Raw genomic sequence first — 23,086 nt, forward strand, 5'->3', positions numbered from 1 at the left:
CTTAAGCAACGCTGTTGCCAAAGTGCAAGCGGGCCCGACAATAGGGGGGTGACGCGTCCCGATCCCCATGCCCCGCACGCCCCCGACGCCCCGCCGGCCGCCCGGCGCGCGGCACCGGCGGGCGGAGTCAACCTGCCCGCGCTGCGCAGCCACAACGCGGCGCTCGTGCTCGACCTGCTGCGCGGCGCGGGGGAGGCCGGCATCAGCCGGATCGAGCTGGCGGAGGGCACGGGGCTGACCCCGCAGGCCGTCAGCAAGATCGTCGCCCGGCTGCGGGCCGAGGGCATGGCCGCCGAGGCGGGACGGCGCGCCTCCACCGGCGGCAAGCCGCGCACCGTGCTGCGGCTGGTCCCCTCGGCCGGGTACGCGGTGGGGCTCCACCTGGACCGCGACGAGCTGACGGCCGTCCTCCTCGACCTGGCCGGCACCCGTGTCGCGACCCACCGGGCGCCCCTCGACCTGGGCGCCCCTGCGGCGAGGGTGGTGGCGGCCGCCGCCACCCAGGTCGCGGCGCTCCTCGCCCGTGCGGCCCCGCCCGGGGCGGGGCCGCACGGGGGCGGCGGCAGCCGCGTCCCGGCCGCCCGGCACGCACCGGGCCGAGCCGCCCGGGCGTACGGCGCCCGTGGATCCGGCCACTGCCTCGGCCCGGCACGTGCCCGCCGGACCGACCACTGCCCCGGCCGCCGGCTCGCCCGGCCGTACGGCGCCTGCGGGGTCGGCCGCCGCCCGCACCGGCGCGCGGTGCCCGCGGCACCGGCCGCGGCGCGGACCTCCGGGGGCGCGCCCGCCCCGGCCGCGGACCTGCCCGCCCCCGCACCGCCCGCCCCCGGCGCACACCTGCCCGCCCCCGGCGGGCCCGCCCCGTGGCCGCGGGTGCTCGGGGCCGGGGTGGCGATGCCCGGGCCGCTGGACCACACCCGGGGCGTCCCGCACCGGGTCACCGGGCACCCCCACTGGGACGGCTACCCGCTGCGGGACGCGCTCGCCGCGCGCCTCGGCCTGCCGGTCGTGCTCGACAAGGACACCAACGCCGCCGCCCTCGGTCTCGCGCTGCGCGGCCCGGGCGACTCCTTCGCCTACCTCCACCTCGGCACCGGGCTCGGCGCCGGGCTGGTGCTCGGCGGGGCGCTGCACCGGGGCGCGCGCACCGGGGCGGGGGAGTTCGGGCACCAGGTGCTCCAGCTCGACGGCCCCGTCTGCGGCTGCGGCGAACGCGGCTGCGTCGAGGTGCTGTGCCTGGCCGCCGTCGCCCGCGGCGACGTCGCCGAGGCCGCCCGGGTGCTCGGCACGGCCGCCGGCAACCTCGTCGGGCTGCTCGACATCGACCGGGTGCTGCTCGGCGGACGGGTCGTCGCCGCGGCCGAGGAGGCGTTCGTGCGCGGGGTCGCCGAGGTCGTCGCGCGCCGCGGCCCGGTGCCCGTGGCGCCCGCGCCGGGCGGTCCGCACACGGTCGCCGAGGGGGCGGCGCAACTGGTGCTGGCGCCGGTCTTCGGCCGGGCCCCGGCCGCGCCCGCCGCCGACCCGGCAGGGTGAACTTGTGCCGCCGGGACCGGGGGCGCGCCGCTGTTCGGCCCTACCGCGCCGTTCGCCGACGGTCTGCCGGGGCAACGATGGCAGGGTCCCGGGGGCCACGGTCCGGGTGGCCCGGCAGCACGAGAGCAAGCAAAGGCCACCCATGCGACTGCGCAACGCCCTCGCCCTCACCGCCGGTACGGCGACCACCGCCGTGATCACCGCAGGGGTGCTGGCGCTCCCCGCCCTCGCCGACGACGCCCGCCCGGTGGACGGCCGGGGCTCCGGCGACCAGGGCGTGTCCCGGCCGGCGGACCAGCAGCCGACCTGCGGCAAGGAGTCGGACCCGGAGTTCCCCATCCGGACCCGTGTCCACGGCGGGCCCGCCTCCGTCCGCCCCGGCTCCGGGTTCCAGGGCTGGCGGCTCGACCTCACCAACACCACCCCGGAGCTGTGCCACCACATCCACCCGGTCGTGATCCTCACGGACCGGGCCGGGGCGCTCGCCGCCGACCGGGTCGCCGTCGAGTTCCACGACCCCGACGCGGGGCGCTGGCGTGCGGTCTCCCTGGAGCGGACGGGCGAGGACGAGCTGGTCGGCGCGGTCGACGACGGCTTCCAGGGCTTCGTCGTCCCGGCCGGCCGGACGGTCACCGTCGAGGCCCGGCTCTCGTTCGCCGCGGGCACCGCCCCCGGCGACGTCACCGTCAACACCGCCGTCGTCCAGCGCAAGGGCGACGACGGGGACTGGGTCGGCGAGTCCGGCGACTGGCACCTCGCGGTGACCGGCGCGGCGTCGCCGGGGACGCGTGAGCCCGCGGACCCCGCCCGCCCGACCGGGGCCCCGGAGCCGTCCGGCACGGCGACGGCTGCCGGGACCGCCGAGCCCCCAGGAGCCTCGGAACAGCCGTCGTCCCCGCGACCGCAGGAGCCCGACCGGCCCGACCAGCTCGCCTCCACCGGCTCCGGGACCGCGGCGCGGATCGCCGCCGTCGCCGCCGTGATCGCGGCGGGCGCCGGCATCGTCCTCCTGACGGTCCGCCGCTCCCGCCTCCGCCGCCGCTGAACGGCCCGGCGCTCCCGTCTCCGCCGCCGCTGAAGGGCCCGCCGGAACGCGAGACGGGGAGAGTGGCCGGGGCGCTCCCGGGGCAGTGGATCAGCAGGTGAACGGCGGGGTCGGGATCCGGACTTCCTGACTACGCTGGGGGCCGTCGCCACAGCGCAGTCGCGGCGCCCCCAGCACGCACGCACACATGCACGGCAGGAGTCCGCCCCAATGGCAGAGCGCAAGCCGATCGAATCCTGGCTGACCGACATGGACGGCGTCCTCATCCACGAGGGCGTACCGGTCCCCGGCGCGGACGCCTTCATCAGGAAGCTCCGGGAGACCGGCAAGCCCTTCCTCGTGCTGACGAACAACTCCATCTACACCGCCCGTGATCTGCACGCCCGCCTCGCGCGCATGGGGCTGGACGTCCCGGTGGAGAACATCTGGACCTCCGCGCTGGCCACCGCCCAGTTCCTGGACGACCAGCGGCCCGGCGGCACGGCGTACGTCATCGGCGAGGCCGGGCTGACGACCGCGCTGCACGACATCGGGTACGTGCTCACCGACCACGAGCCGGACTACGTGGTGCTCGGCGAGACCCGCACCTACAGCTTCGAGTCGCTGACCAAGGCGATCCGCCTGATCAACGACGGCGCCCGGTTCATCTGCACCAACCCCGACAACACCGGCCCCTCCACCGAGGGCCCGCTCCCGGCGACCGGTTCGGTGGCCGCGCTGATCACCAAGGCGACCGGCAAGGACCCGTACTTCGCGGGCAAGCCCAACCCCCTGATGATGCGGACCGGGCTCAACGCCATCGGCGCCCACTCCGAGACCAGCGCCATGATCGGCGACCGGATGGACACCGATGTGCTCGCGGGTCTGGAGGCCGGGATGCAGACCTTCCTGGTGCTGACCGGTTCCACCACGCCCGCCCTGGTGGACCGCTACCCCTTCCGGCCGTCCAAGGTCGTGGACTCCATCGCGGATCTCGTCGACCGCATCTGAGCCGCCCGCCCCGCACGGGCCCGACGCCCCGGACCGCTCTGGTCCGGGGCGTTCGCACTGGTCACGGGCGTGTGCCGGCTCCCCGGATGCGGAAACGCGCCGAACGCGTGAGTCTCGGTAGCAGGAGGTTCACGATGTGTGCAGGTTCCCTCGCTCTCCGTACCGCCGGGCTGGTCACCGTGCTCGTGCTGGCGCCCGCGGCGGCCGCCGCCGCCGATGACCGGGCCGTGCTGCTGACGCCGTCGGAGGCCGCCCCGGGCGGTGCGGTCCGCATCGCGGCGGACGGCTGTCCGGGCACGGCGGTGGCCCGCTCGGACGCCTTCGCCGCGGACGCGGAGCTCACCGCGGCCCCCGGGGCGGACGGCCCGGCCGGTGCGGCACGGGTCAGGACCGACGCGCAGGCCGGCACCTTCACCGTGCGTCTCGCCTGCGACGGGCGCCCTCACGCCCGGGCCGAGCTGACCGTCCGGCCCGCGGGGGCCCGCCCCGCCGCGGCCGAACCGGCCGCCCGGGCGCATGCCTCACCGGTGGCGCCGGTGCGCGCGGGCGGCGGCGGAGCCGTGGCGATCGCGGCCCCGGTCGCGGCCGTGGATTCGGAGGACGCGGGCCCGAGCGCGCGGCAGGCCGTGGCCGGCCTGGTGCTCGCCGGTGTCGCCGCGGTGGTGTTCGCCGTCCGGGGCGCCCGCCGCCGCGGCAGGACGAGGTCCGACTGAGATGCGGGCCCTCGCGGGGTCCGTGCGCGGCACCGGGCGTGCCGTGGTCGGCGTGGTCTGGGCGTTCCTCGTCCTCGTGCTGTGGCTGTGGGGCGGCGGCGCGCCCGGCGGAGCGGCCGGCAGCTCGGCCCCGACCACCGGCGACATGGCGGCCGTGGGGCGCCCGCCGGGCGTCCCGATGCCCGCCGCGCACCCGCCGCTCACCGGCGCCCGTCCGCAGCGGGTCGCGGTGCCCGCGCTCGGCATCTCCGCGCCCGTCGTGGTGCGCGGCCTCGACGCCCGGGGCGCAATCGACCCGCCGTCCTACGCGGCGGCCGACCGGGTCGGCTGGTACGGCGCCGGAGCGCGGCCGGGGGAGCCGGGGGCGGCGCTGTTCGTCGGGCACGTCGACACCGACACCCGCCCGGCGGTCTTCTACGACCTCTCCACGGTGCGGCCGGGGGAGCGCATCGAGGTGACGGACGAGGACGGGCGGACGACCGTGTTCACCGTCGACGACGTCCGGGTCCTCGACCGCGACCGGTTCGACGCCCGCCTGGTCTACGGCCCCCGCGAGGCCGGGCGCGCGGAGCTGCGGCTGATCACCTGCGGGGGAGTGTTCGACCGGGCGAGCGGCAGCTACACCGCGAACGTGGTGGTCTCCGCGTATCTCACCGGGGCCGCCTGAGGCCGCCGGCGCGACAAGGGCGCGACACGGCACGACACGGCGCGGGGAGACGAGCGACAACCAGCGGGAACCGGCGAAAACGAGCGAGGCCCTCTCATCGGAATGAGAGGGCCTCGCTCTGTGCGTGCGCCGCCAGGGACTCGAACCCCGGACCCGCTGATTAAGAGTCAGCTGCTCTAACCAACTGAGCTAGCGGCGCCTGCTGACCTGGAGAACTCTACCGGATGCCGAGGGGTGCTCCGCGCACCCCGGAGCGGTGAGCCGCCGCGCCCGGACCGGTCGGATCGTTGTATTTGACTTTTCATCCGTCAAAATGCGTTTTGTCCATGCGATGGAGACACTGCGTTCGTGAAACATCGTCAGAAGATCTTGTCGAGCGTGAACGGCTTGTCGACTGCGAATGGGGAGGCGACGCGTATGGCCCTGCCGGTCTTCGAGGAGTACGAGCCCGACGGCGACTGCGACTGCGCCGGATGTGCCGCACGGCGACGCGCGCTGGCCGCCGGATCCCACCCCTCGGCCCGCGGCTGCCGCCGCGCCCTGGTGGCGGTGACCGCGGCGAGCGCCGTGATCGGCGGCGGGGGAGCGGCGGCTGCCGTCGCCCCCGGGACGGGCGCCGTGCAGGCGCGGCTCCCGGCCGCCGACACCGAGCCGCCGACCGAACAGGGCAGGACCGGCCCGCTGCACGGCCCGTCCGGGAAGCCCGCCGCCGGCGCCCCGCTGCGCAGCACGACCCGCGCCGAGATCATCGACCGGGCCAAGAAGTGGGTCGCCGCGAAGGTGCCGTACAGCATGACCAAGTACTGGAGCGACGGCTACCGGCAGGACTGCTCCGGCTACGTCTCGATGGCGTGGGACCTGCCGGGCAACGAGTGGACCGGCACCCTCGCCTCGTTCGCCGACCGGATCCGGCGGGAGGACCTCCAGCCCGGCGACATCCTGCTCTTCCACAACCCCGCCGACCCGACCTCGGGCTCGCACGTCACGATCTTCGGCGGCTGGACCGACTACACCCACTCGCACTACGTGGCCTACGAGCAGACCAAGCCGCAGACCCGCAAGCAGTCCACGCCCATGGCGTACTGGAACAACTCCGCCTCGTACGTGGCCTACCGCTACAAGGGCCTGACGACCGCGGCCGGCGGCGGCACCAGCACCGCGGACCCCTTCCCGGGGGCGGCCTCCTTCGGGCCGGGCGCGAACAACGCGCAGGTGACCCGGCTCGGGCAGATGCTCGTCGAGCGCGGCGGGCGCCGCTTCTACCGCGAGGGGCCGGGGCCGCGCTGGACGGACGCCGACCGGCGGGCCACCCAGGCGTTCCAGCTCGCCCAGGGCTGGCGGGGCGCCGAGGCCGACGGGCGGCCGGGCCCGCACACCTGGCGGCTGCTGACCGGGAAGACCGGCCGGGACATCCCCGCCGCGACGACCGGCGGCTCCACCGCCCGGCCGGCGTTCCCCGGCGCCGCCCACTTCCGGCCGGGCGCGAACAACGCGCACGTCACCCGGCTCGGCCGGCAGCTCGTGCAGCGCGGATTCGGCAGGCACTACGCCACCGGTCCCGGGCCGCGGTGGACGGAGGCGGACCGGCGCAACGTCCAGGACTTCCAGCGCGCCCTGGGCTGGCGGGGCGCGGAGGCCGACGGTTACCCGGGCCCCGACACCTGGCGGCGGCTCTTCGCCGCCCGCTGACCCACCGGCCGCCCCGCACCCGGGGGACCGGCCCCCGCCCCGCACCCGGCCCCCGTGCCGCGGCCGCCCCGCCCCGCGGGCGGCCCGGAAGCAGGCCGCGCGGCCGGCGGCAGGACCGGCCGGACGCGGAGCCCGGCCGGACGCAGACCCCGGACAGGTACAGAGCAACCGAACGAAAGCCGAGGTGCCATGAACACCACGACGTCGGAGCCGGAGGGCGGCGTCCCGTCCGACCCCCCGCGGCGCCAGATGGTCATCGCGAGCGAGACGACCACGGAGATCCCCGTCCACCTGCTCTTCCGGGACGACGCCGGTCCGCAGACGCTGCCGACGGGGCTGCGGCCCGCCGTGATCTCCCGGCGGCAGGGCACCGGCGAGCAGCCCCGGGTGACCGGCCGCGGCACCCCCGCGGCCACCGCCCCGGAGCGTCCGGCGCCGCCCGTCGACCCCCGGCTCGCGGAGCGGCCGGGCCCGGTGCTGCCCGGCTGGACGGGTCTGGTCGCGGGCGGCTGCTCGCTGGCCGGCATCGGCGCCCTGCTGTGGGGGACCGGCGCGGTGCCCGGGATGGTGGGCCGGGTGCTCGGTGTGACCCCGCCGCCGTACCAGGGCATCGGCATCCTCGTCTGGTGCCTGCTCGCCCTCGGGGTGCTGCTCGCGCTCTTCGGGCTCGGCGGCCTGGGGCTCGGCCGGGTCGGCCACGCCTGGGTGCTCACCCTGTGCGGGGACTACCGCGGCAGCGTGCGGCGGACGGGTCTGGTGTGGGTGAGCCCGCTCGTGCTGCGCCAGCGGATCGAGGTCCGGCTGCGGCACTGGCGGAGCGAGGCGATGCCCGTCCACGACGCCGAGGGCACGGCGCTGCGGGTGACCGTGCTCGTGGTGTGGCGGGTGGAGGACACCGCGCGGGCGGCGCTGGGCGTGGCGAACCACGAGACCTATCTGGCCGAGCAGGTCGAGGCGGCGACCGCGCGGGTGTTCTCGCAGCTCCCGGCCGACGGCTTCGGCGAGGCCGTGCCGACCCTGCGCGACGCCGAGGCCGTGGGGGCCCGGCTGACGAGGACGCTGGCCGCCGAGTGCGCCCCGGCCGGGATCGAGATCTTCACGGCCCAGCCGACGGTGGTCGACTACGCGCCCGAGGTGGCCGACTCGATGCGCCGCAGGAAGGTCGCCGCCATCGACGCCCGGCACCGCGACTCCGTGCTCGCCGCCGTCGTCGACGCGGTCGACGACACCGTCGGCCGGCTGACCGAGCGAGGGCTCGTCGAGGCGGACGACTACGAGCGCAAGGCTCTGGTCAAGGACCTCACCATCGCCTTCTACACCGGTCGGGCGGGCGCCGCAGAGGGTCAGTGATTGGTCTGGACATGTTCAAGTTCCGTCAATACATTGGGACTTGGTCTAGACCGGAAGAAGTGCTACCGCACGCGTGCAGCACGATCAGGAAACCCCCACGTTCTCCCTGGAGCCAAGCATGCGAAAGAAGATAGGCGCGGCCGTCGTCGGCCTCGCAGTGGCGGGCACCACGCTGCTCGCCACCGGCAGCGCGAGCAGCCACGGTTACACCGACTCCCCCATCAGCCGGCAGAAGCTCTGTGCCAACCAGACGGTCACCAACTGCGGCAACATCCAGTGGGAGCCGCAGAGCGTCGAGGGCCCCAAGGGCTTCCCGGCGGCCGGACCGGCCAACGGCCAGATCTGCGCCGGCGGCAACGGCCAGTTCGCCCAGCTCGACAACCCGCGCGGCGGCGCCTGGCCCACCACCAAGGTGAACTCCGGCCAGAACTACACGTTCCGCTGGCAGTTCACCGCGCGCCACCGCACAACGGACTTCAAGTACTACATCACCAAGAACGGCTGGAACCCGAGCAACCCGCTCACCCGGGCCGACCTGGACCCGCAGCCGTTCCTGACCATCCCCTACGGCGGCCAGCAGCCGCCGGCCACCCTGTCCCACTCCGGCAACCTGCCGGCGAAGTCGGGCCGCCACCTGATCCTCGCGGTCTGGACGGTGCACGACACGGCCAACGCGTTCTACGCCTGCTCCGACGTCCAGTTCTGATCCCCGGCCGGACACCGGAGCACGAAGCACAGCGTCCCCGGGCAACACCGACGGGCCCCGGGGGCGCTGCGCCGCGGGGGTGGGGCCTGCCCCACCCCCGCGGCACCCACAGGGCCCATCGCCCCGCCCGCGCGCGCCGCCTAGCGTGTGCGCCATGGACCGAGCGAACACCCTCCTGCGGGCACTGACCAGGCGCGACTTCCTGCTGTCCGCCTGGCCCTGGCGGGCCGCCGGCTATCTGGCGAGCAGTGCCGTCACCGGGGTCCTCGCCCTCACCGGCCTGCTGGTGCTCGCCGGTTTCTCGCTGCTGCTCGTCGGCCTGCCCCTGCTGGTGCTCGCCGGCACCGGTCTCGCCGCCGTCGAACGCCGCAGGCTGCGCCTCGTCGACCCCGAGCCCGCCCCCGGGCCGCACCGCACACCGGGGGAGCCCGGCCTCGCCGCCTGGCTGCGGCTGCGCCTCACCGAGCAGGCGACCTGGCGGGAGTTCGCGTACGGGCTGCTGTACGCGCTCGTGCTCTGGCCGCTCGACGTGCTGGCCGTCGCCGTGGCCGTCGCTCTGCCGCTGGCCGCGACCGCCGCCCCCGTGCAACTCGCCCTGGACGGCGAGGAGGCGCGGGTCGTCAAGACCGTCCTCGTCACCACCTGGCCGGGAGCCCTCGCCGCGGCTGCCGCCGGGCTGGCCCTGCTGTGCCTGCTGCTGTACCCGCTCGCCGTGTTCGCCGGCGCGCGCGCCCAGCTCACGCGGCTGCTGCTCGCCCCGCGCGAGGGCGAACTGCGGGAGCGGCTGGGCGAGGTGACCCGCTCCCGGGCCAGGCTGGTCGCCGCCTTCGAGGCGGAGCGCCGGCGGATCGAGCGCGATCTCCACGACGGCGCCCAGCAGCGGCTCGTCGCCCTCACCATGACCCTCGGCCTGGCCCGCCTCGACGCACCCGAGGGGCCGCTCGCGGACCGGATCGCGGCGGCCCACGAGGAGACCGGACGCGTCCTGGAAGAGCTGCGGGAGCTGATCCGCGGCATCCACCCCCAGGTCCTCGCCGACTACGGCCTCGCCGCCGCCCTCGACGACGCCGCCGACCGCTCCGCCGTCCCCGTCGACACCGACGTCGAACTGCCCCGGCTGGACACCTCGGTGGAGAGCGCCGCCTACTTCGCCGTCTGCGAGGCGCTGACCAACGCGGCCCGGCACGGCGGCGCCCGCCGGATCCGCCTCACCGCCCGCCACACCGGCGCCCTGCTCGCCGTGGACGTCCACGACGACGGCCGCGGCGGAGCCGACCCCCGGGGCGGCTCCGGACTGACCGGGCTCGCCGACCGGCTCGCCGTCCTCGATGGCACACTGACCGTCGACAGCCCGGAGGGCGGGCCGACCCTGCTGAGAGTGGAGATCCCGTGCCGAGCGCGCTGAGGGTGGTCCTGGCCGAGGACGGGGTCCTGCTGCGCGAGGGTCTGACGGCCCTGCTGGAACGGTTCGGCCACCAGGTCGTCGCGGCCGTCGGGGACGCGACCGCGCTGCGCGAGGCGGTCGCCGCCCACGAGCCGGACGTCGTCGTCACCGATGTGCGCATGCCGCCCGGCTTCCAGGACGAGGGGCTGCGCGCGGCGATCGCCCTGCGCGCCGAACGGCCCTCGCTGCCGGTGCTGGTGCTCAGCCAGTACGTCCAGCGGGAGTACGCCGCCGAGTTGCTGGACACCGGCGACGGCACGGGCGTCGGCTACCTGCTCAAGGACCGGGTCGGCCAGGTCGAGGAGTTCGTCGCCGCGCTGGCCCGGGTGGCGGGCGGCGGCACGGTCGTCGACCCTGAGGTCGTCCGGCAGCTCCTGCGGCGCCGGCGCGATCCGCTCGCCGCCCTGACACCGCGTGAGCGCGAGGTGCTGGCGCTGGTCGCCGAGGGCCGGTCCAACGCCGCCGTCGCCCGCGAACTCACCGTCACCGAGGCGGCGGTCGGCAAGCACATCGGCAACATCCTCGCCAAGCTCGGGCTGCCTCCGGCGGAGGACACCCACCGGCGGGTGCTCGCCGTGCTCACCTACCTCCGCTGACACAGGAGCCCCAGAGGCCGGGGCGCGTGCGCGGGGGCGCCCGAAGCCGCGGGGCCGCTCCCGCGGGGCGGGTCGTTCACAACCGATTCACTCTTCCGTCGGTACGAAACCCGTGCAGGACGCGCGTTGAGTCGGCATGCTGTACCCGCCGTGGAAAGACCCCACGGGTGAGCACCAACTCCCCTGCACCGCACGGAGGTTACGCATGCGCCACAGAATGGTCGTCCCCCTCGCCGCCGCCGCGCTCGCGCTGCCCGCCGCGCTGCTCACCGCCGGCAGCGCCCAGGCAGCCCCCGCCGACAAGCCCCAGGTGCTCAGTTCCTGGACGCAGACCAGCGCGTCCAGCTACAACGCCTGGGCGGCCGCTCGTGCCAACCAGGGCGCCTGGAGCGCCTACGGGTTCAACTGGTCGACGGACTACTGCTCCTCGTCGCCCGACAACCCCTTCGGCTTCCCGTTCCAGATGTCCTGTGCCCGCCATGACTTCGGTTACCGCAACTACAAGGCGGCCGGGACCTTCAGCGCCCACAAGTCCCGTCTGGACTCGGCGTTCTACGAGGACCTCAAGCGGGTCTGCGGCCGGTACTCGGGAGCCACCCGCACGTCCTGCAACGGCACCGCGTGGACGTACTACCAGGCCGTGAAGGCGTTCGGCGTCGCCCCCGCCGGCGCGCCCGCCGCCGCGCCCGCGGCGTGACGGCCGGACACTGACGGACCGGGCCGGTACGCGAGCAGGCCCCCCGCTGTCGCGAGGGGCCTGCTTCGTCTGTGCGCCGCCAGGGACTCGAACCCCGGACCCGCTGATTAAGAGTCAGCTGCTCTAACCAACTGAGCTAGCGGCGCGTGACCCACCGGCCGCTCGGCGGCCGACGGGTTAATAGTACCTGGTCCGCGGGGGTGCCATCGACCGGAATGAATCGGACCCCGGGGGCGGGACCAAGTGGGGCGAAAGGCGCGTACCGCCCCCCGCGGAGCTCCCTAGATCGCCAGCGAGAGCACCACCGGCGCCGCCCTGCGGTTGAGCGTGTCCGCGGCCTGGCGCAGGCGGTGGGCGTGCTCGATCGGCAGGGAGAGCGCCAGGCAGCCCACGGCCGAGCCGGCCGTCAGCGGGACGGCCGCGCAGACCGTGCCCACCGCGTACTCCTGGAGGTCCAGGACGGGGACCGTCGGCGGCTGGGAGTCCAGCTTGGAGAAGAGGAGCTGCTCGCTGGTGATCGTCCGCGAGGTGAGCCGGGCGATCTTGTGGCGGGACAGGTGGTCGCGGCGGCCGTTCACGTCGAGCTGGGTGAGCAGGCACTTGCCGACGGCGCTGGCGTGGGCCGCGGAGCGGAAGTCCACCCACTCGTTGACCTTGGGTGTGCGGGGGCCGTCCGCGAACTGGGTGATCTTGACCTCGCCGTCGATGTAACGGCTGATGTAGACGGCGGCGCCCACCGAGTCGCGCAGCTCGGTGAGGGTCTCCTGGAGCTTGGCCTCCAGCGCCTCCTTGCGGGTGACGCCGGAGCCGAGGAGGACCAGGGAGTCCCCGGTCACATAGGCGCCGTCGGAGAGCTGCTCCACGTAGCCCTCACGGCGGAGCATGGCGAGCATCGGGGCGAGATGGCCGGTGGGCAGCCCGGTCTCGCGTGCGATCTGGGCGTCGGTGACTCCGCCACCGTGCTTGGAGACCGTCTCCAGGACTCGCAGGACGTATTGCACCGAATGGAACGGCGCGGTCGGCTCGGGCTTCAGCGCCACGGTTTCCCCCTGTCAGGTTGTGACCGCAAGCTTCCGTACCACGATAGCCGCCAAGGCCCGGCCGAGGGTGGGGTGTTGGCGCAAATGATGTGGCGCCCCAGCGGGCTGCGCTGGGGCGCATCACCATGGCATATGCCCTCGTCATGAATGGTGCGGGGAAGGCGTGGTCAGAGCACCGCGCCGAGGAACTCCCGGGTCCGCGCCTGCTCCGGATCCGAGAAGATTTTTTCCGGCGGACCGGACTCGATGACCTTGCCGGAATCGAACATCAGGACCTCGTCGGAGATGTCCCGCGCGAAGTTCATCTCGTGCGTCACGCAGACCATGGTGATGTCCGTCGTCCGCGCGATGTCCCGCAGCAGGTCCAGCACACCCGCCACCAGTTCGGGGTCGAGTGCCGAGGTCACCTCGTCGAGCAGCAGCACCTGCGGCTCCATCGCCAGCGCGCGGGCGATGGCCACCCGCTGCTGCTGGCCGCCGGAGAGCTGGGAGGGCTTCGCCCCGCAGCGGTCGCCGAGACCGACCAGGTCCAGCAGTTCCTTCGCCCGCGCCTCGGCCTCCTCCTTCGGCCGGCCGAGCACCCGCACCGGGGCCTCGGTGATGTTGCGCAGCACGGACATGTTGGGGAAGAGGTTGAACTGCTGGAAGACCATGCCGATCTTCTTGCGCGCCTCGCGGCGCTCCTTCTCCGGCGCGGGGAACAGTCGCTTCCCGGCCACGGTGATGGTGCCCTCGTCGGGCTTCTCCAGCGTCATCAGCAGACGCAGGATCGTCGTCTTGCCGGAGCCGGACGGGCCGATCAGCGTGACGTGCTTGCCGGGGCGGACGGAGAAGCAGAGGTCGTCCAGGACGGTGTTGTCCCCGAATCTCTTGGTGACGTCGTCGAACCGGATCAGCGGCTCGGCCGCACCGGCGGGTGTGTCGAGGGGCGTGTCAGCGGACAAGGCGGCGCTCCAGGGATCGGACGAGCAGAGAAGCCGGGTAGGCGATGAGGATGAAGGCGATGCCGATCACGGTGAGCGGCTCGGTGTACTGGAACGTCGACGCGCTCTCCAGTCGCGACTGCTGGAGCAGCTCCAGCACGCCGATCGCGGCGAGCAGCGGGGTGTCCTTCAGCATCGCGATGACGTAGTTGCCGAGCGCGGGCGTGATCCGGCGGATCGCCTGCGGCAGGATCACCGCGGACCAGGTGCGGTGGGCGGGCAGGCTCAGGGCCTTGGCCGCCTCCCACTGGCCGCGCGGCACCGCGTCGATGCCGGCCCGGTAGACCTGCGCGGTGTACGTCGAGTAGTGCAGCCCGATCGCGATGGTGCCCGTGGTCAGGGCGGAGAACTGCACACCCCACTCCGGCAGGACGAAGTAGAGGAAGAACAACTGCACCAGGAGGGGGGTGGTGCGGACGAACTCCGTGAAGACGTGCACCGGCCAGCGCACGAAACGGCTCGGCGCCCGGAAGGCGAGGGCCCACACCAGGCCGAGCGAGAACGAGATGAGCGAGCCGAGCACCAGCACCTGGAGGGTGACGAGCACCCCGTCCCAGAAGCGGGGCATGAAGTCGGCCACGGCGGACCAGTCCCACGTCACTTCGACGCACCCCCCGCCACCTCGGTGCCGGCGGCGGACGCGGAGCGGCGGCCGAACACGCCGCCGAACAGCGCCGGTTCCGGCTCGATGCCGATGTTCCGCTTGGTCCTGCGCTCCAGCGCCTTCATCGACCGGGTCACCACCATCGCCAGCACGAAGTAGATCACCAGGCTGATCGTGTAGATCTGGGCGCTCTCCTGGGTGGCGAGCCGCACCAGGTACGCGGCGAACGAGACGTCGCCGACGCCGAGCAGCGACACCAGCGCGGTGCCCTTCAGCAGCTCGACGAGCAGATTGCAGAACGGCGGCATCATCTCGGGCACCGCCTGGGGCAGGAGGATCAGCCGCATCCGCTGCCAGGGCGAGAAGCTGAGCGCGGTGCCCGCCTCACGCTGGGAGCGGGCGACCGAGTTCAGCGCGCCGCGGACGATCTCGGCGCCGTACGCGCCGTAGGAGAGGCCGAGGGCGAGGACGGCCGCCCACATCGGGACGAGCTGCCAGCCCATCAGCGGGGGCACCACGAAGAAGAGCCAGAACATCAGCACCAGGGCCGAGGTGCCGCGGAAGATCTCCGTGTAGAGGCCGGCCAGGAAGCGGACGGCGCGTGAGCGGTGGGTGCGGGCCATGCCGACGGCGAAGGCGGTGACCGCGGCCAGGACGGCGCTGTAGACCAGCAGCTGGACCGTGATCCATATGCCGGGCAGCACCCAGTTCTGCCAGAGTCCGGCTGTCATTTCCTGCACAGCTCCTCGGCGGTCAGGGTGGTCATCTCGGACTCCGTGAAGCCGAACGGCTTCAGGATCCGGAACAACTCGCCGCTCTTCTTCATCTTGTGGATCTCGGTGTTGAACGCGTCGCGCAGCGCGGTGTCGGTGGGGCGGAAGGCGAAGCCTCCGCCGTCGATCTGCTTCTTGCCGTCGACGACCGCCGCGAACGGCTCGGTGGCCTCCGCCCGGCTGCTCTTGCGGACCACCTCGCGGGCGGTCAGCGCGGTGCCGGCGAAGACGTCGACCCGCCCGGACTCGACCGCGTTCAGCCCGGCCACCTGGTCCTGGAGGATCACGATCTCCTTCTCGGGTATGCCGGCGGCGATCGCGTAGCCGATCTCGGCGTAGCCCGTGCCGGTGGCCAGCTTCGCCTTGGCCCGCACCACGTCCTCGTAGCTGCGCAGGTTCTTGGGGTTGCCCTTGCGCACGATGAAGGAGTCGAGCATCTGGTACTCGGGGTCGGCGAAGATGACCTGGGCGCAGCGGTCCTTGTTGATGTACATACCGGCCGAGACCACGTCGAACTGCTGGGAGTTCAGGCCGGGTATGAGGGAGGCGAAGTCGGTGGCGACCGGCTGGACGCTGTCGATGCCCAGGCGCTTGAAGACGACCCGGGCCAGCTCGGGGGCCTCGCCCGTGAACTCCCCCTGTTCGTCCACGTAGCCGTACGGCACCTCACCGGCGATGCCGAGGCGTACCGTCCCCTGGGTCTTCAGCCGGGCGAGGACGTCCCCGGACGGCACCCTGCTGCAGCCCGCCGTGGCGGCGACCGCGAACGCGCCCGCGCCGGCGGTCCCGAGCATCAGGGCACGTCTGCTCATCGATGGTGGTTCTGGTGTTCGAGCCATGGGCGCGCGGCTACCCGGACCGTCCGCGGGTATGCGTGTGCGACGGCCGACCGATATCCGACTGTGTCCTGCGGGCGGGCGCCCGGCAGTGCGGGCGTCCGTCCTCCTCGGCGGCGGCATGCCGGCCGCACGGCACCGCCGTCGGGGCGTGTACCACGCGACGGGCCGTCGAAACGGGCCCGTTGAGGCGTGGCCGGTCCTCGTCCCCGTACGGGCGCGCCCATGTGGCGCCCCGTCACCCGCGCCGGCCGGTCCCGGTCGCCTCCGGGGCGGATCCGGGTCACCGCCGCCGGGGGCCCTGGTACCGGGCGGGGAGCGCCGTGAGACTGGGATCCGGCGGGGCGCGCGGCCGGCGGGCACAGGGCCCCGCCGGCCCGGCCCACGGGGGAGAGGCGGGTCTCGTCATGGCCGGATGGTTCCTCGGTCTGTTCGTCCCGAAGGGCGCCTTCGGGCCGCCGGACGCCGCGGTGCGGACCGCCGGGGCGCTGCGGGGCGTGCTGCTCCTGCTGATCGTGCTCTTCCCCTTCGAGCTCGCCCTGCCCGACTTCACGACGGCCTGGCGCCACGGGCTGACGAGCTTCTACGCGCTCGCGGTCGCGCTGCCGCTCGCCTGTCTGCTGCTGGTGGCCGCGGCGCCCCCGGGGGAGCGGGGGTGGACGGCGCGGTGCGCCGGGCGGCCGCTGGGCTCCCTCGGGGTCGCGGCGGCTGTCGTACTGGCCGCCGTGCTGGCCACCGAGGATCCGGCAAGTCCGTTCGTCGGGGTGATCACCGGGCTCTTCTTCATCGTGGTCCTCGGCCTCGTCCTGCTCGTCGGCTACTACCACCACTTCCGTGCGGCCGACGGCCATCCGCTGCTGCCCGCCCTGGTCGCCCCGTGGCCCGTGTGGGCGGTCGCGCTGGAGGATCCGTCCGGGCCGGGCGCCCTGGCCGTCTACGGCCCCGCCGTGATCACCACGTGCGTCTCCGTCTGGGAGATCACCCATCTCCACCGGCGCGGTCTGCCGCTGACCGCCGGGGCTCCCCGCGCGTAGGGGCGTCCCGGGCCGGGCCGGGCGGGCCCGGGCTGTTTTGCCCGCTGTGCGGCGGGCACGCGCACTCACAGGAGGTGCCGGCCCCGCACGGGAGCGCGGTCTGCGCCAACCAGGTCACGCTGGGGCGGGCCCTGCGCGCCATCGGCGCCACGGCGGCCGGGCCCCAGCAGGCTCTGCTGACGGGCCGTCGGGCCCGTCGGGCGGGCGGCGGCGTCCGCGGCCGGGCCGGAAGGACAGGAGGGCGTGAGATGACGACGGTGGGACTGCTGTACCCGGGGCATGCGGCGGAGGACGACTATCCCCGCATCGAGACACTGCTGACCGGGGTCAACGTGCCGGTGGTGCACACGGAGGCGGGCGAGGACGCGCACACCTCGGACGCGCTGCTGGACAGCGGCTCCGCGGAGCGGCTGGCGGCGGGCGTCGAGGAGCTGCGGCTGTCGGGCGCCGAATCGGTGGTGTGGGCGAGTACCGGCGGGTCGTTCGTCCACGGGTGGGACGGCGCCCACGGGCAGACCCGCGCGCTCGCGGTGACCGCCGGGCTCCCGGCGTCGAGCACGTCGTTCGCGTTCGTGCGCGCGGCCCGCGAGGTCGGGGCCGCCCGGGTGGCGGTGGCCGCCGCCTATCCGGAGGACGTGTCGGAGCAGTTCGCCCAGTTCCTCGGCGGCGCCGGGATCGAGGTGGTCGCGGTGGCGGCGGCCCAGGTCGCCTCGCGCTCCGCGGCGGCGGCGTGGGAGCGGGCGCAGGTGCTGGACCTGGTGCGCCGGGCGGACCACGAGCGGGCCGAGGCGGTGCTGGTGCCGGGCACCGCGCTGCACACGGTGGCGCTGCTGCCGGAGCTGGAGGAGGCGGTGGGCAAGCCGGTGCTCACGGCGAACCAGGTGACCGTCTGGGAGGGGCTGCGGCTGGCGGACCGGCACGGCGCCTGGTCGGACGACCTGGGCACGCTGTTCGCCCGCAAGGACTGAGGTCCGGGCCCGCGGGACGGCCCCGGACGGAGCGTCCGGGGAGAGGGCGGGCGGGCCGGGAATAAACGGAGAGTGCCTCCTGTTGTGCGGCGGAGTACGTACGACCACTCAGGAGGATCACCGGTGAACGCAAGGGACGCGGCAGGCGACGAGATCCGGGGAGTCACGGCCGGCTCCGCACCCGTACCGCTGTCGGTGCTCGACCTGGTCACCGTCGGCAGCGGCCGCACCGCCTCCGACGCCCTGCGCACCAGTGTGGCGCTCGCCCGGCTCGCCGAGAGCCGCGGGTACCACCGGCACTGGGTGGCCGAGCACCACTCGATGCCCGGTGTGGCCTCCTCGTCGCCCGCCGTGATCCTGGCGCACCTCGCCGCCCACACCGAGCGCATCCGCCTCGGCTCGGGCGGCGTGATGCTGCCCAACCACGCCCCGCTGGTGATCGCCGAGCAGTTCGGCACCCTGGAGGCGCTCGCGCCGGGCCGGGTCGACCTCGGTCTGGGCCGCGCGCCCGGCACCGACGGCGCCACCGCGGCGGCGCTGCGCCGCACCGAGAACCTCCACGAGGGCGCGGACGACTTCCCGCAGCAGCTCGCCGAGCTGACCCGCTTCCTCGACGACGACTTCCCCGACGGGCACCCCTACGCGCGGATCCACGCGGTGCCCGGACCGGTGCAGGCGAACGCGCCCGGCGGTGTGCAGTCCCCGGCCCGCCCGCCGATCTGGCTGCTGGGCTCCTCCGGCTTCAGTGCCCGGCTCGCCGGTGTGCTCGGGCTGCCGTTCGCCTTCGCCCATCACTTCTCGGCGCACAACACCGTGCCGGCGCTGGAGCTGTACCGGGAGAGCTTCCGGCCCTCGGCGGTGCTGGACGCGCCCTACGCGCTGATCGGCGTCGCCGCGCTGGCCGCCGAGGACGAGCGGGAGGCCCGCCGGCAGGTGCTGACGGGCGCGCTGTCGATGCTGCATCTGCGCAGCGGCCGGCCGGGGCTGATCCCGACGCCGAAGGAGGCGGAGGCGTACCCGTTCACCGCCATGGAGCGGGAGTTCGCCGACGGCTGGCTGAAGAACATCGTGTACGGCACCCCCGACGCCGTCCGCTCGGGTCTCGACGCGCTGCGCGAGCGCACCGGGGCCGACGAGCTGATGATCACCGCCAACGCCCACGGCGGCGATGTGCGGCTGCGCAGCTACGAGCTGATCGCGGACGCCTACGGGCTTCCGGTGCTCCCGCCGGGGGCGGACAGCTCCGCTCCGGTCGGCCGCGCCGGGTAAAACCTGGGTTTCGGCGGCCCGGGTGGTTCATGCGTCAACCGCCCGGGCCCGGCCCCTTAACTCATCCTTAAACCGCTCGTCACCGCTGTGACGGGCGGTGTTTTTCGTTCAACGCACGTCGCTGACAAGGGGTTTCGCGACCAAAATGGTCTAGTCCTCATTTGGTTCGGACCATTGACGCGGGGTTGGCCGGATCGCTTCACTGCTCCTGCCCGACCGCTCCACCCCCGTTCCGCACACCCCCCCGGAGGCTGCACGTGCGCTCCCGCAGACCGTTGCTCGCGGCATTCACGACCGCCGCGCTCGCCGCAGGCGCCCTGGCCGGATTCGCCGGACTCGGCACCGCGCAGGCGAACGACACCACCCAGGCCGCCGCCTCCTCGGGCGGAATCAAGATCGCCTACTACGACCAGTGGAGCGTCTACGGCAACGCCTTCTACCCGAAGCACCTCGACTCCCGGGGCATCGCCGCCAAGCTCGACGTCATCAACTACTCGTTCGGCAACATCCACCCGACCGACCTGACCTGCTTCATGGCCAACAAGGCGGCGGGGGACGACAACAACCCCAACGCCGGTGACGGCGCGGGCGACTCGTACGCCGACTACCAGAAGTCCTTCGGCGCGGCCGACAGCGTGGACGGCGTCGCGGACACCTGGAACCAGCCGATCACGGGCGTCTTCAACCAGTTCAAGGAACTGAAGGCGAAGCACCCCCACCTGAAGATCAACATCTCGCTGGGCGGCTGGACGTACTCCAAGTACTTCCACGACGCGGCCAAGACGGACGCGAGCCGCAAGAAGCTCGTCTCGTCCTGCATCAAGCAGTACATCCAGGGCGACCTGCCGGTCGAGGGCGGCTTCGGCGGCCCCGGCACCGCTGCCGGGATCTTCGACGGCATCGACATCGACTGGGAGTACCCGGGCTCGTCCGGCGGCCACCTCGGCAACCACTACGGACCCGAGGACAAGCAGAACTTCACGCTGCTGCTCGCCGAGTTCCGCAAGCAGCTCGACGCCTACGGCACGGCCAACGGCGGCAAGAAGTACATGCTGACCGCCGCGCTCCCGGCCGGCCAGGACAAGATCAAGTACCTGGAGACCGACAAGATCGGCGCGTACCTCGACTACGCGAACATCATGACGTACGACATGCACGGCGCCTGGGACGGCGACGGCCCCGCCTACCACCAGTCCCCGCTGTACTCGCCGGCGTCGGACCCGACCGACCCGATCGCCCCCGGCACCGAGAAGTACTCGGTCGACGGCGCCATCGACGCCTACATCGACGGCAACGCGGCCTACGGCATCACCGGCGGCTTCCCGGCGAACAAGCTGACCCTCGGCTACGAGTTCTACTACCGCGGCTGGAAGGGCGTCCCGGCGGCCAACAACGGCCTCGGCGGCAGCGCCACCGGCGGCTCGGCGGCCCGCCCGCTCAGCCAGCAGGCCGGCATCGCCCACTACAAGGAGCTCGGCGGCATCGTCGACAACCCGGCGACCACCTTCTGGGACGACGCGGCCAAGGCCTCGTACTTCTACAAGGACGGCGAGTTCTTCACCGGCCTCGACAAGCGGGCGATCCAGGCCCGCGCCGACTACGCCAAGCAGCGCGGCCTCGGCGGCGCGATGATGTACTCCCTGCTCGGCCTCGACGCGAACACCACCCTGCTCAACGAGATCGTGGCCGCGGTCGGCGGCACGCCCACCACCCCGCCGACGACGACCCCGCCCACCACCCCGCCGCCCACCACGACGCCTCCGACCACCCCGCCGGCCGGCAGCTGCACCGCGGCCGCGTGGGCCAAGGCGACGGCGTACACCGGCAACGCCCAGGTCTCCCACAACGGCCGCACCTGGAAGGCCAAGTGGTGGACCCAGGGCGAGGAGCCCGGAACCACGGGTGAGTGGGGCGTCTGGCAGGACCTCGGAGCCTGCTGACACCGACCCCTGCGCCCCCCACAGGCCACCGCCCCCGCCCGGTAACCAACCCGAGCGGGGGCGGTCGGCATTCGCGCCGCGCGCCGGGCGTCAGCCCGCCGTGGCCGCGTGCCGGGGGAGCCCGCCCAGCATCTCGGTGATCCGCTCCGGCGCCACGGCCCGCGAGTACAGCCACCCCTGGCCGGTGTCGCAGCCGATCCGCCGCAGCCGGGACGCCTGCCCCGAGGTCTCGACGCACTCGGCGGTGACCGTCAGGCCCAGCCGGTGCGCCAGCTCCACCATCGCCTCGACGATCGTCTCGTCGGCCGGGTTCGCGTGCGCCTCGTCCTGGAAGCCCCGCACGAACGTTCCGTCCAGCTTCAGCGCGGAGACCGGCAGCCGGCTGAGGTAGGCCAGGTTGGAGTACCCCGTCCCGAAGTCGTCGATGGCGATCCGCACGCCCATGTCGCTCAGCGCGCGCAGCGTCTGCAGCGGCCGGCCCGCCGAGCCCATCACGGCGGACTCGGTGAGTTCGAGCTGGAGCAGCCGCGGCGGCAGCCCCGTCTCCGCGAGGATCTCCGCCACATCGGCGACCAGGTCCGAGTCCCACACCTGCCGCACCGCCACGTTGACGGACACGAACAGCGGCTCCACCTCCGGGTGGTCGAGCTGCCACCGCCGCGCCTGACGGCACGCCGTGCGCAGCACCCACCGCCCGAGCTGGACGATCGAGCCCTCCTCCTCGGCGATCGCGACGAACCGATTCGGCGTCAGCGTGCCGAACCGCGGATGGTTCCAGCGCACCAGCGCCTCGACGCCCCGGGTCACCTCGTCGGCCAGACCGACGAGCGGCTGGTACTCCAGCGAGAACTCGCCGCGCTCCACGGCCGGCCGGAGGGTGGAGGCCAGCGCCTGACGGGTCATCCGGGTCGCGTTGCGCTCCGGGTCGAACAGGGTCCAGCGCGAACGGCCGTCCTCCTTGGCCCAGTACAGGGTCGTGTCCGCGGCCTGCATCAGGCAGGTGGCGCTGGCGTCCGCCACCGCCCGCTCCACCACACCGATCGACGCGGAGACCGACAGCCGCTCCCCGGCGAGGTCGAACGGCCGCTGGAGCGCGGCGAGCACGGCGCGGGCGAGGTCGGCGAGCTGCTCGGTGCCGGTGGAGTCCTCGACGAGGATCGCGAACTCGTCCCCGCCGAGCCGGGCCACCAGGTGCCCTCCGCCGTGCGTCCCGCCGGCCTCGGCGCACTCGGTCAGCCGCTCCGCGACGGCGGCCAGCAGCCGGTCCCCGACCCGGTGGCCCAGGGTGTCGTTGACCGCCTTGAAGCCGTCCAGGTCCAGGTAGCACAGCCCGATCCGGCCGGTGGCCCCCTCGCCGTACGGCGAGGACTCCAGCGAGGCCGTCAGCCGTTCGAAGAACAGCGCCCGGTTGGGCAGCCGGGTCACCGGGTCGTGCAGTTGCAGATGACGGAGCCTGGCGTGCAGTTCGCGACGGTCGCTGACGTCCGCGACGGTGAGCAGGACGTCACCGGTGTCCGGCACCGGCGCGACGGTGACCTCCGCCCACAGGGTGCGCCCGTCGGGCTGCTTCAGCCGCCGGGTGCAGCGCAGCCGCGCGCGGTCGCCCCGCAGGACCTCGCGGTAGGCGTCCCAGGTGCGGCTGTCGGAGGAGAGGCCCACGAGATCGGCCGCGGGCCGCCGGCGCAGCTCGGCGGGCCGGACGCCGAGCAGGACGCCGAGGGCGTCGTTGGAGCAGACCACGAGTCCTTCGGCGTCCACCACGGCCATGGCGACCTGGGCCGCGTTGAAGGCGGCGCGGTAGTCGCGCAGTTCCGCCGGACTCAGGGCCTGAAGGTGACCGTGGGTAGTCATCGGGCGGAGGCCCTGAGGGACGGAGACGCCCGCGGGCCCTGCTCCGTCGGAGGTTCCGGTCACCGCTCACTCCCGGGATGCGTGTGTCGTACAAGGTCGTACACAAGTGGTCGGGGGATGGTCACCCGAGGCGCTCGGCGGAGAAAAACCGGAAGAAACTCGGGGAAAGTGTGCCGATCATAGAGGCTGCCGAGCCGACCGTTCCAGCGTGCTCCCCCGTCGGGGGCGGGGCATCCGGGGTGCTCGATCGTTTCTGCGCGGGTCATGACCGGGGTCGGTCCCGGCGCGACCGAATGTGACGTTCCGTGAGTCGTCGGAGTGTCGCCGCCGCGCCGCCGTGCCGCGGGTCCGGTCACCC

At 73.9% G+C, this 23,086-nt stretch carries 21 protein-coding genes and 2 tRNA genes; 15 read left to right on the forward strand and 8 right to left on the reverse strand.

Annotated elements, in window-relative coordinates:
* Positions 1-48 precede the first annotated feature (48 nt).
* From JE024_RS22170 to JE024_RS22190, 5 genes are all read left to right on the forward strand, one after another.
* A complete protein-coding gene (locus JE024_RS22170; RefSeq protein ID WP_372449825.1) occupies positions 49-1,533 on the forward strand; it encodes an ROK family transcriptional regulator in 1,485 nt (494 codons plus the stop codon).
* A 142-nt stretch (positions 1,534-1,675) separates the two neighbouring features.
* The gene (locus tag JE024_RS22175; protein WP_205375263.1) at positions 1,676-2,578 is read left to right on the forward strand and encodes a hypothetical protein; all 903 of its coding nucleotides are present in this window, start codon (positions 1,676-1,678) and stop codon (positions 2,576-2,578) included.
* A 210-nt stretch (positions 2,579-2,788) separates the two neighbouring features.
* Positions 2,789-3,568 (forward strand): HAD-IIA family hydrolase, encoded by a 780-nt coding sequence (locus JE024_RS22180; RefSeq protein ID WP_205375264.1) that lies wholly within the window; start codon positions 2,789-2,791, stop codon positions 3,566-3,568.
* Between the two features lie 134 nt (positions 3,569-3,702).
* Entirely contained in the window at positions 3,703-4,281 is a 579-nt protein-coding gene (locus tag JE024_RS22185) for a hypothetical protein (protein WP_205375265.1), read from the forward strand.
* A 1-nt stretch (position 4,282) separates the two neighbouring features.
* A complete protein-coding gene (locus tag JE024_RS22190; RefSeq protein WP_205375266.1) occupies positions 4,283-4,948 on the forward strand; it encodes a class F sortase in 666 nt (221 codons plus the stop codon).
* Positions 4,949-5,073: 125 nt separating this feature from the next.
* On the opposite strand, the gene JE024_RS22195 is transcribed toward JE024_RS22190, so the two are convergent.
* Positions 5,074-5,147, reverse strand: a tRNA-Lys gene (locus JE024_RS22195).
* Positions 5,148-5,365: 218 nt separating this feature from the next.
* Here JE024_RS22195 and JE024_RS22200 point away from each other — a divergent pair.
* The 6 genes from JE024_RS22200 (at position 5,366) to JE024_RS22225 (ending at position 11,430) form a co-directional block, all read left to right on the forward strand.
* Positions 5,366-6,637 carry a peptidoglycan-binding protein gene (locus JE024_RS22200; protein WP_205376671.1) on the forward strand — a complete coding sequence of 424 codons (1,272 nt, stop codon included), beginning with the start codon at positions 5,366-5,368 and terminating at the stop codon, positions 6,635-6,637.
* Between the two features lie 189 nt (positions 6,638-6,826).
* Entirely contained in the window at positions 6,827-7,987 is a 1,161-nt protein-coding gene (locus JE024_RS22205) for an SPFH domain-containing protein (RefSeq protein ID WP_205375267.1), read from the forward strand.
* A gap of 118 nt (positions 7,988-8,105) precedes the next feature.
* Positions 8,106-8,693, forward strand: coding sequence for a lytic polysaccharide monooxygenase auxiliary activity family 9 protein (locus JE024_RS22210; protein ID WP_205375268.1), 588 nt, complete (start codon positions 8,106-8,108; stop codon positions 8,691-8,693).
* Positions 8,694-8,847: 154 nt separating this feature from the next.
* Entirely contained in the window at positions 8,848-10,098 is a 1,251-nt protein-coding gene (locus JE024_RS22215; RefSeq protein ID WP_205375269.1) for a sensor histidine kinase, read from the forward strand.
* A complete protein-coding gene (locus JE024_RS22220; protein ID WP_205375270.1) occupies positions 10,083-10,733 on the forward strand; it encodes a response regulator in 651 nt (216 codons plus the stop codon). Before JE024_RS22215 ends, JE024_RS22220 begins: the two co-directional genes overlap by 16 nt.
* A gap of 205 nt (positions 10,734-10,938) precedes the next feature.
* Complete coding sequence (locus tag JE024_RS22225) at positions 10,939-11,430, forward strand: phospholipase (protein WP_205375271.1); 492 nt, start codon at positions 10,939-10,941, stop codon at positions 11,428-11,430.
* A gap of 72 nt (positions 11,431-11,502) precedes the next feature.
* Here the strand turns inward: JE024_RS22225 and JE024_RS22230 are convergent.
* From JE024_RS22230 to ehuB, 6 genes are all read right to left on the reverse strand, one after another.
* A tRNA-Lys gene (locus JE024_RS22230) sits at positions 11,503-11,576 on the reverse strand.
* 135 nt (positions 11,577-11,711) lie between these two features.
* Positions 11,712-12,470, reverse strand: a complete 759-nt coding sequence (locus JE024_RS22235; protein ID WP_205375272.1) for an IclR family transcriptional regulator — start codon at positions 12,468-12,470, stop codon at positions 11,712-11,714.
* A 167-nt stretch (positions 12,471-12,637) separates the two neighbouring features.
* Positions 12,638-13,414 carry an amino acid ABC transporter ATP-binding protein gene (locus JE024_RS22240; protein WP_205375273.1) on the reverse strand — a complete coding sequence of 259 codons (777 nt, stop codon included), beginning with the start codon at positions 13,412-13,414 and terminating at the stop codon, positions 12,638-12,640.
* Positions 13,404-14,054: an ectoine/hydroxyectoine ABC transporter permease subunit EhuD gene (ehuD, locus tag JE024_RS22245; RefSeq protein ID WP_205375274.1), complete on the reverse strand. Its 651-nt coding sequence runs from the start codon at positions 14,052-14,054 to the stop codon at positions 13,404-13,406. Before ehuD ends, JE024_RS22240 begins: the two co-directional genes overlap by 11 nt.
* Complete coding sequence (gene ehuC, locus JE024_RS22250; protein ID WP_205375275.1) at positions 14,051-14,788, reverse strand: ectoine/hydroxyectoine ABC transporter permease subunit EhuC; 738 nt, start codon at positions 14,786-14,788, stop codon at positions 14,051-14,053. The genes ehuD and ehuC overlap by 4 nt, the downstream gene beginning before the upstream one ends.
* Complete coding sequence (gene ehuB / locus JE024_RS22255) at positions 14,785-15,642, reverse strand: ectoine/hydroxyectoine ABC transporter substrate-binding protein EhuB (RefSeq protein ID WP_372449826.1); 858 nt, start codon at positions 15,640-15,642, stop codon at positions 14,785-14,787. Before ehuB ends, ehuC begins: the two co-directional genes overlap by 4 nt.
* Before the next feature lie 431 nt (positions 15,643-16,073).
* Here ehuB and JE024_RS22260 point away from each other — a divergent pair, with 431 nt between their 5' ends.
* From JE024_RS22260 to JE024_RS22275, 4 genes are all read left to right on the forward strand, one after another.
* Entirely contained in the window at positions 16,074-16,700 is a 627-nt protein-coding gene (locus JE024_RS22260; RefSeq protein WP_205375276.1) for a hypothetical protein, read from the forward strand.
* A gap of 248 nt (positions 16,701-16,948) precedes the next feature.
* Positions 16,949-17,668: a maleate cis-trans isomerase family protein gene (locus tag JE024_RS22265; protein WP_205375277.1), complete on the forward strand. Its 720-nt coding sequence runs from the start codon at positions 16,949-16,951 to the stop codon at positions 17,666-17,668.
* 123 nt (positions 17,669-17,791) lie between these two features.
* Positions 17,792-18,937 (forward strand): LLM class flavin-dependent oxidoreductase, encoded by a 1,146-nt coding sequence (locus tag JE024_RS22270; RefSeq protein ID WP_205375278.1) that lies wholly within the window; start codon positions 17,792-17,794, stop codon positions 18,935-18,937.
* 257 nt (positions 18,938-19,194) lie between these two features.
* The gene (locus JE024_RS22275; protein ID WP_372449827.1) at positions 19,195-20,877 is read left to right on the forward strand and encodes a glycosyl hydrolase family 18 protein; all 1,683 of its coding nucleotides are present in this window, start codon (positions 19,195-19,197) and stop codon (positions 20,875-20,877) included.
* Between the two features lie 90 nt (positions 20,878-20,967).
* Here the strand turns inward: JE024_RS22275 and JE024_RS22280 are convergent, their stop codons facing one another.
* Positions 20,968-22,728 carry a putative bifunctional diguanylate cyclase/phosphodiesterase gene (locus JE024_RS22280; protein WP_205375279.1) on the reverse strand — a complete coding sequence of 587 codons (1,761 nt, stop codon included), beginning with the start codon at positions 22,726-22,728 and terminating at the stop codon, positions 20,968-20,970.
* Positions 22,729-23,086 lie beyond the last annotated feature (358 nt).

The organism is Streptomyces zhihengii (assembly GCF_016919245.1).
GTDB classification, from domain to species: domain Bacteria; phylum Actinomycetota; class Actinomycetes; order Streptomycetales; family Streptomycetaceae; genus Streptomyces; species Streptomyces zhihengii.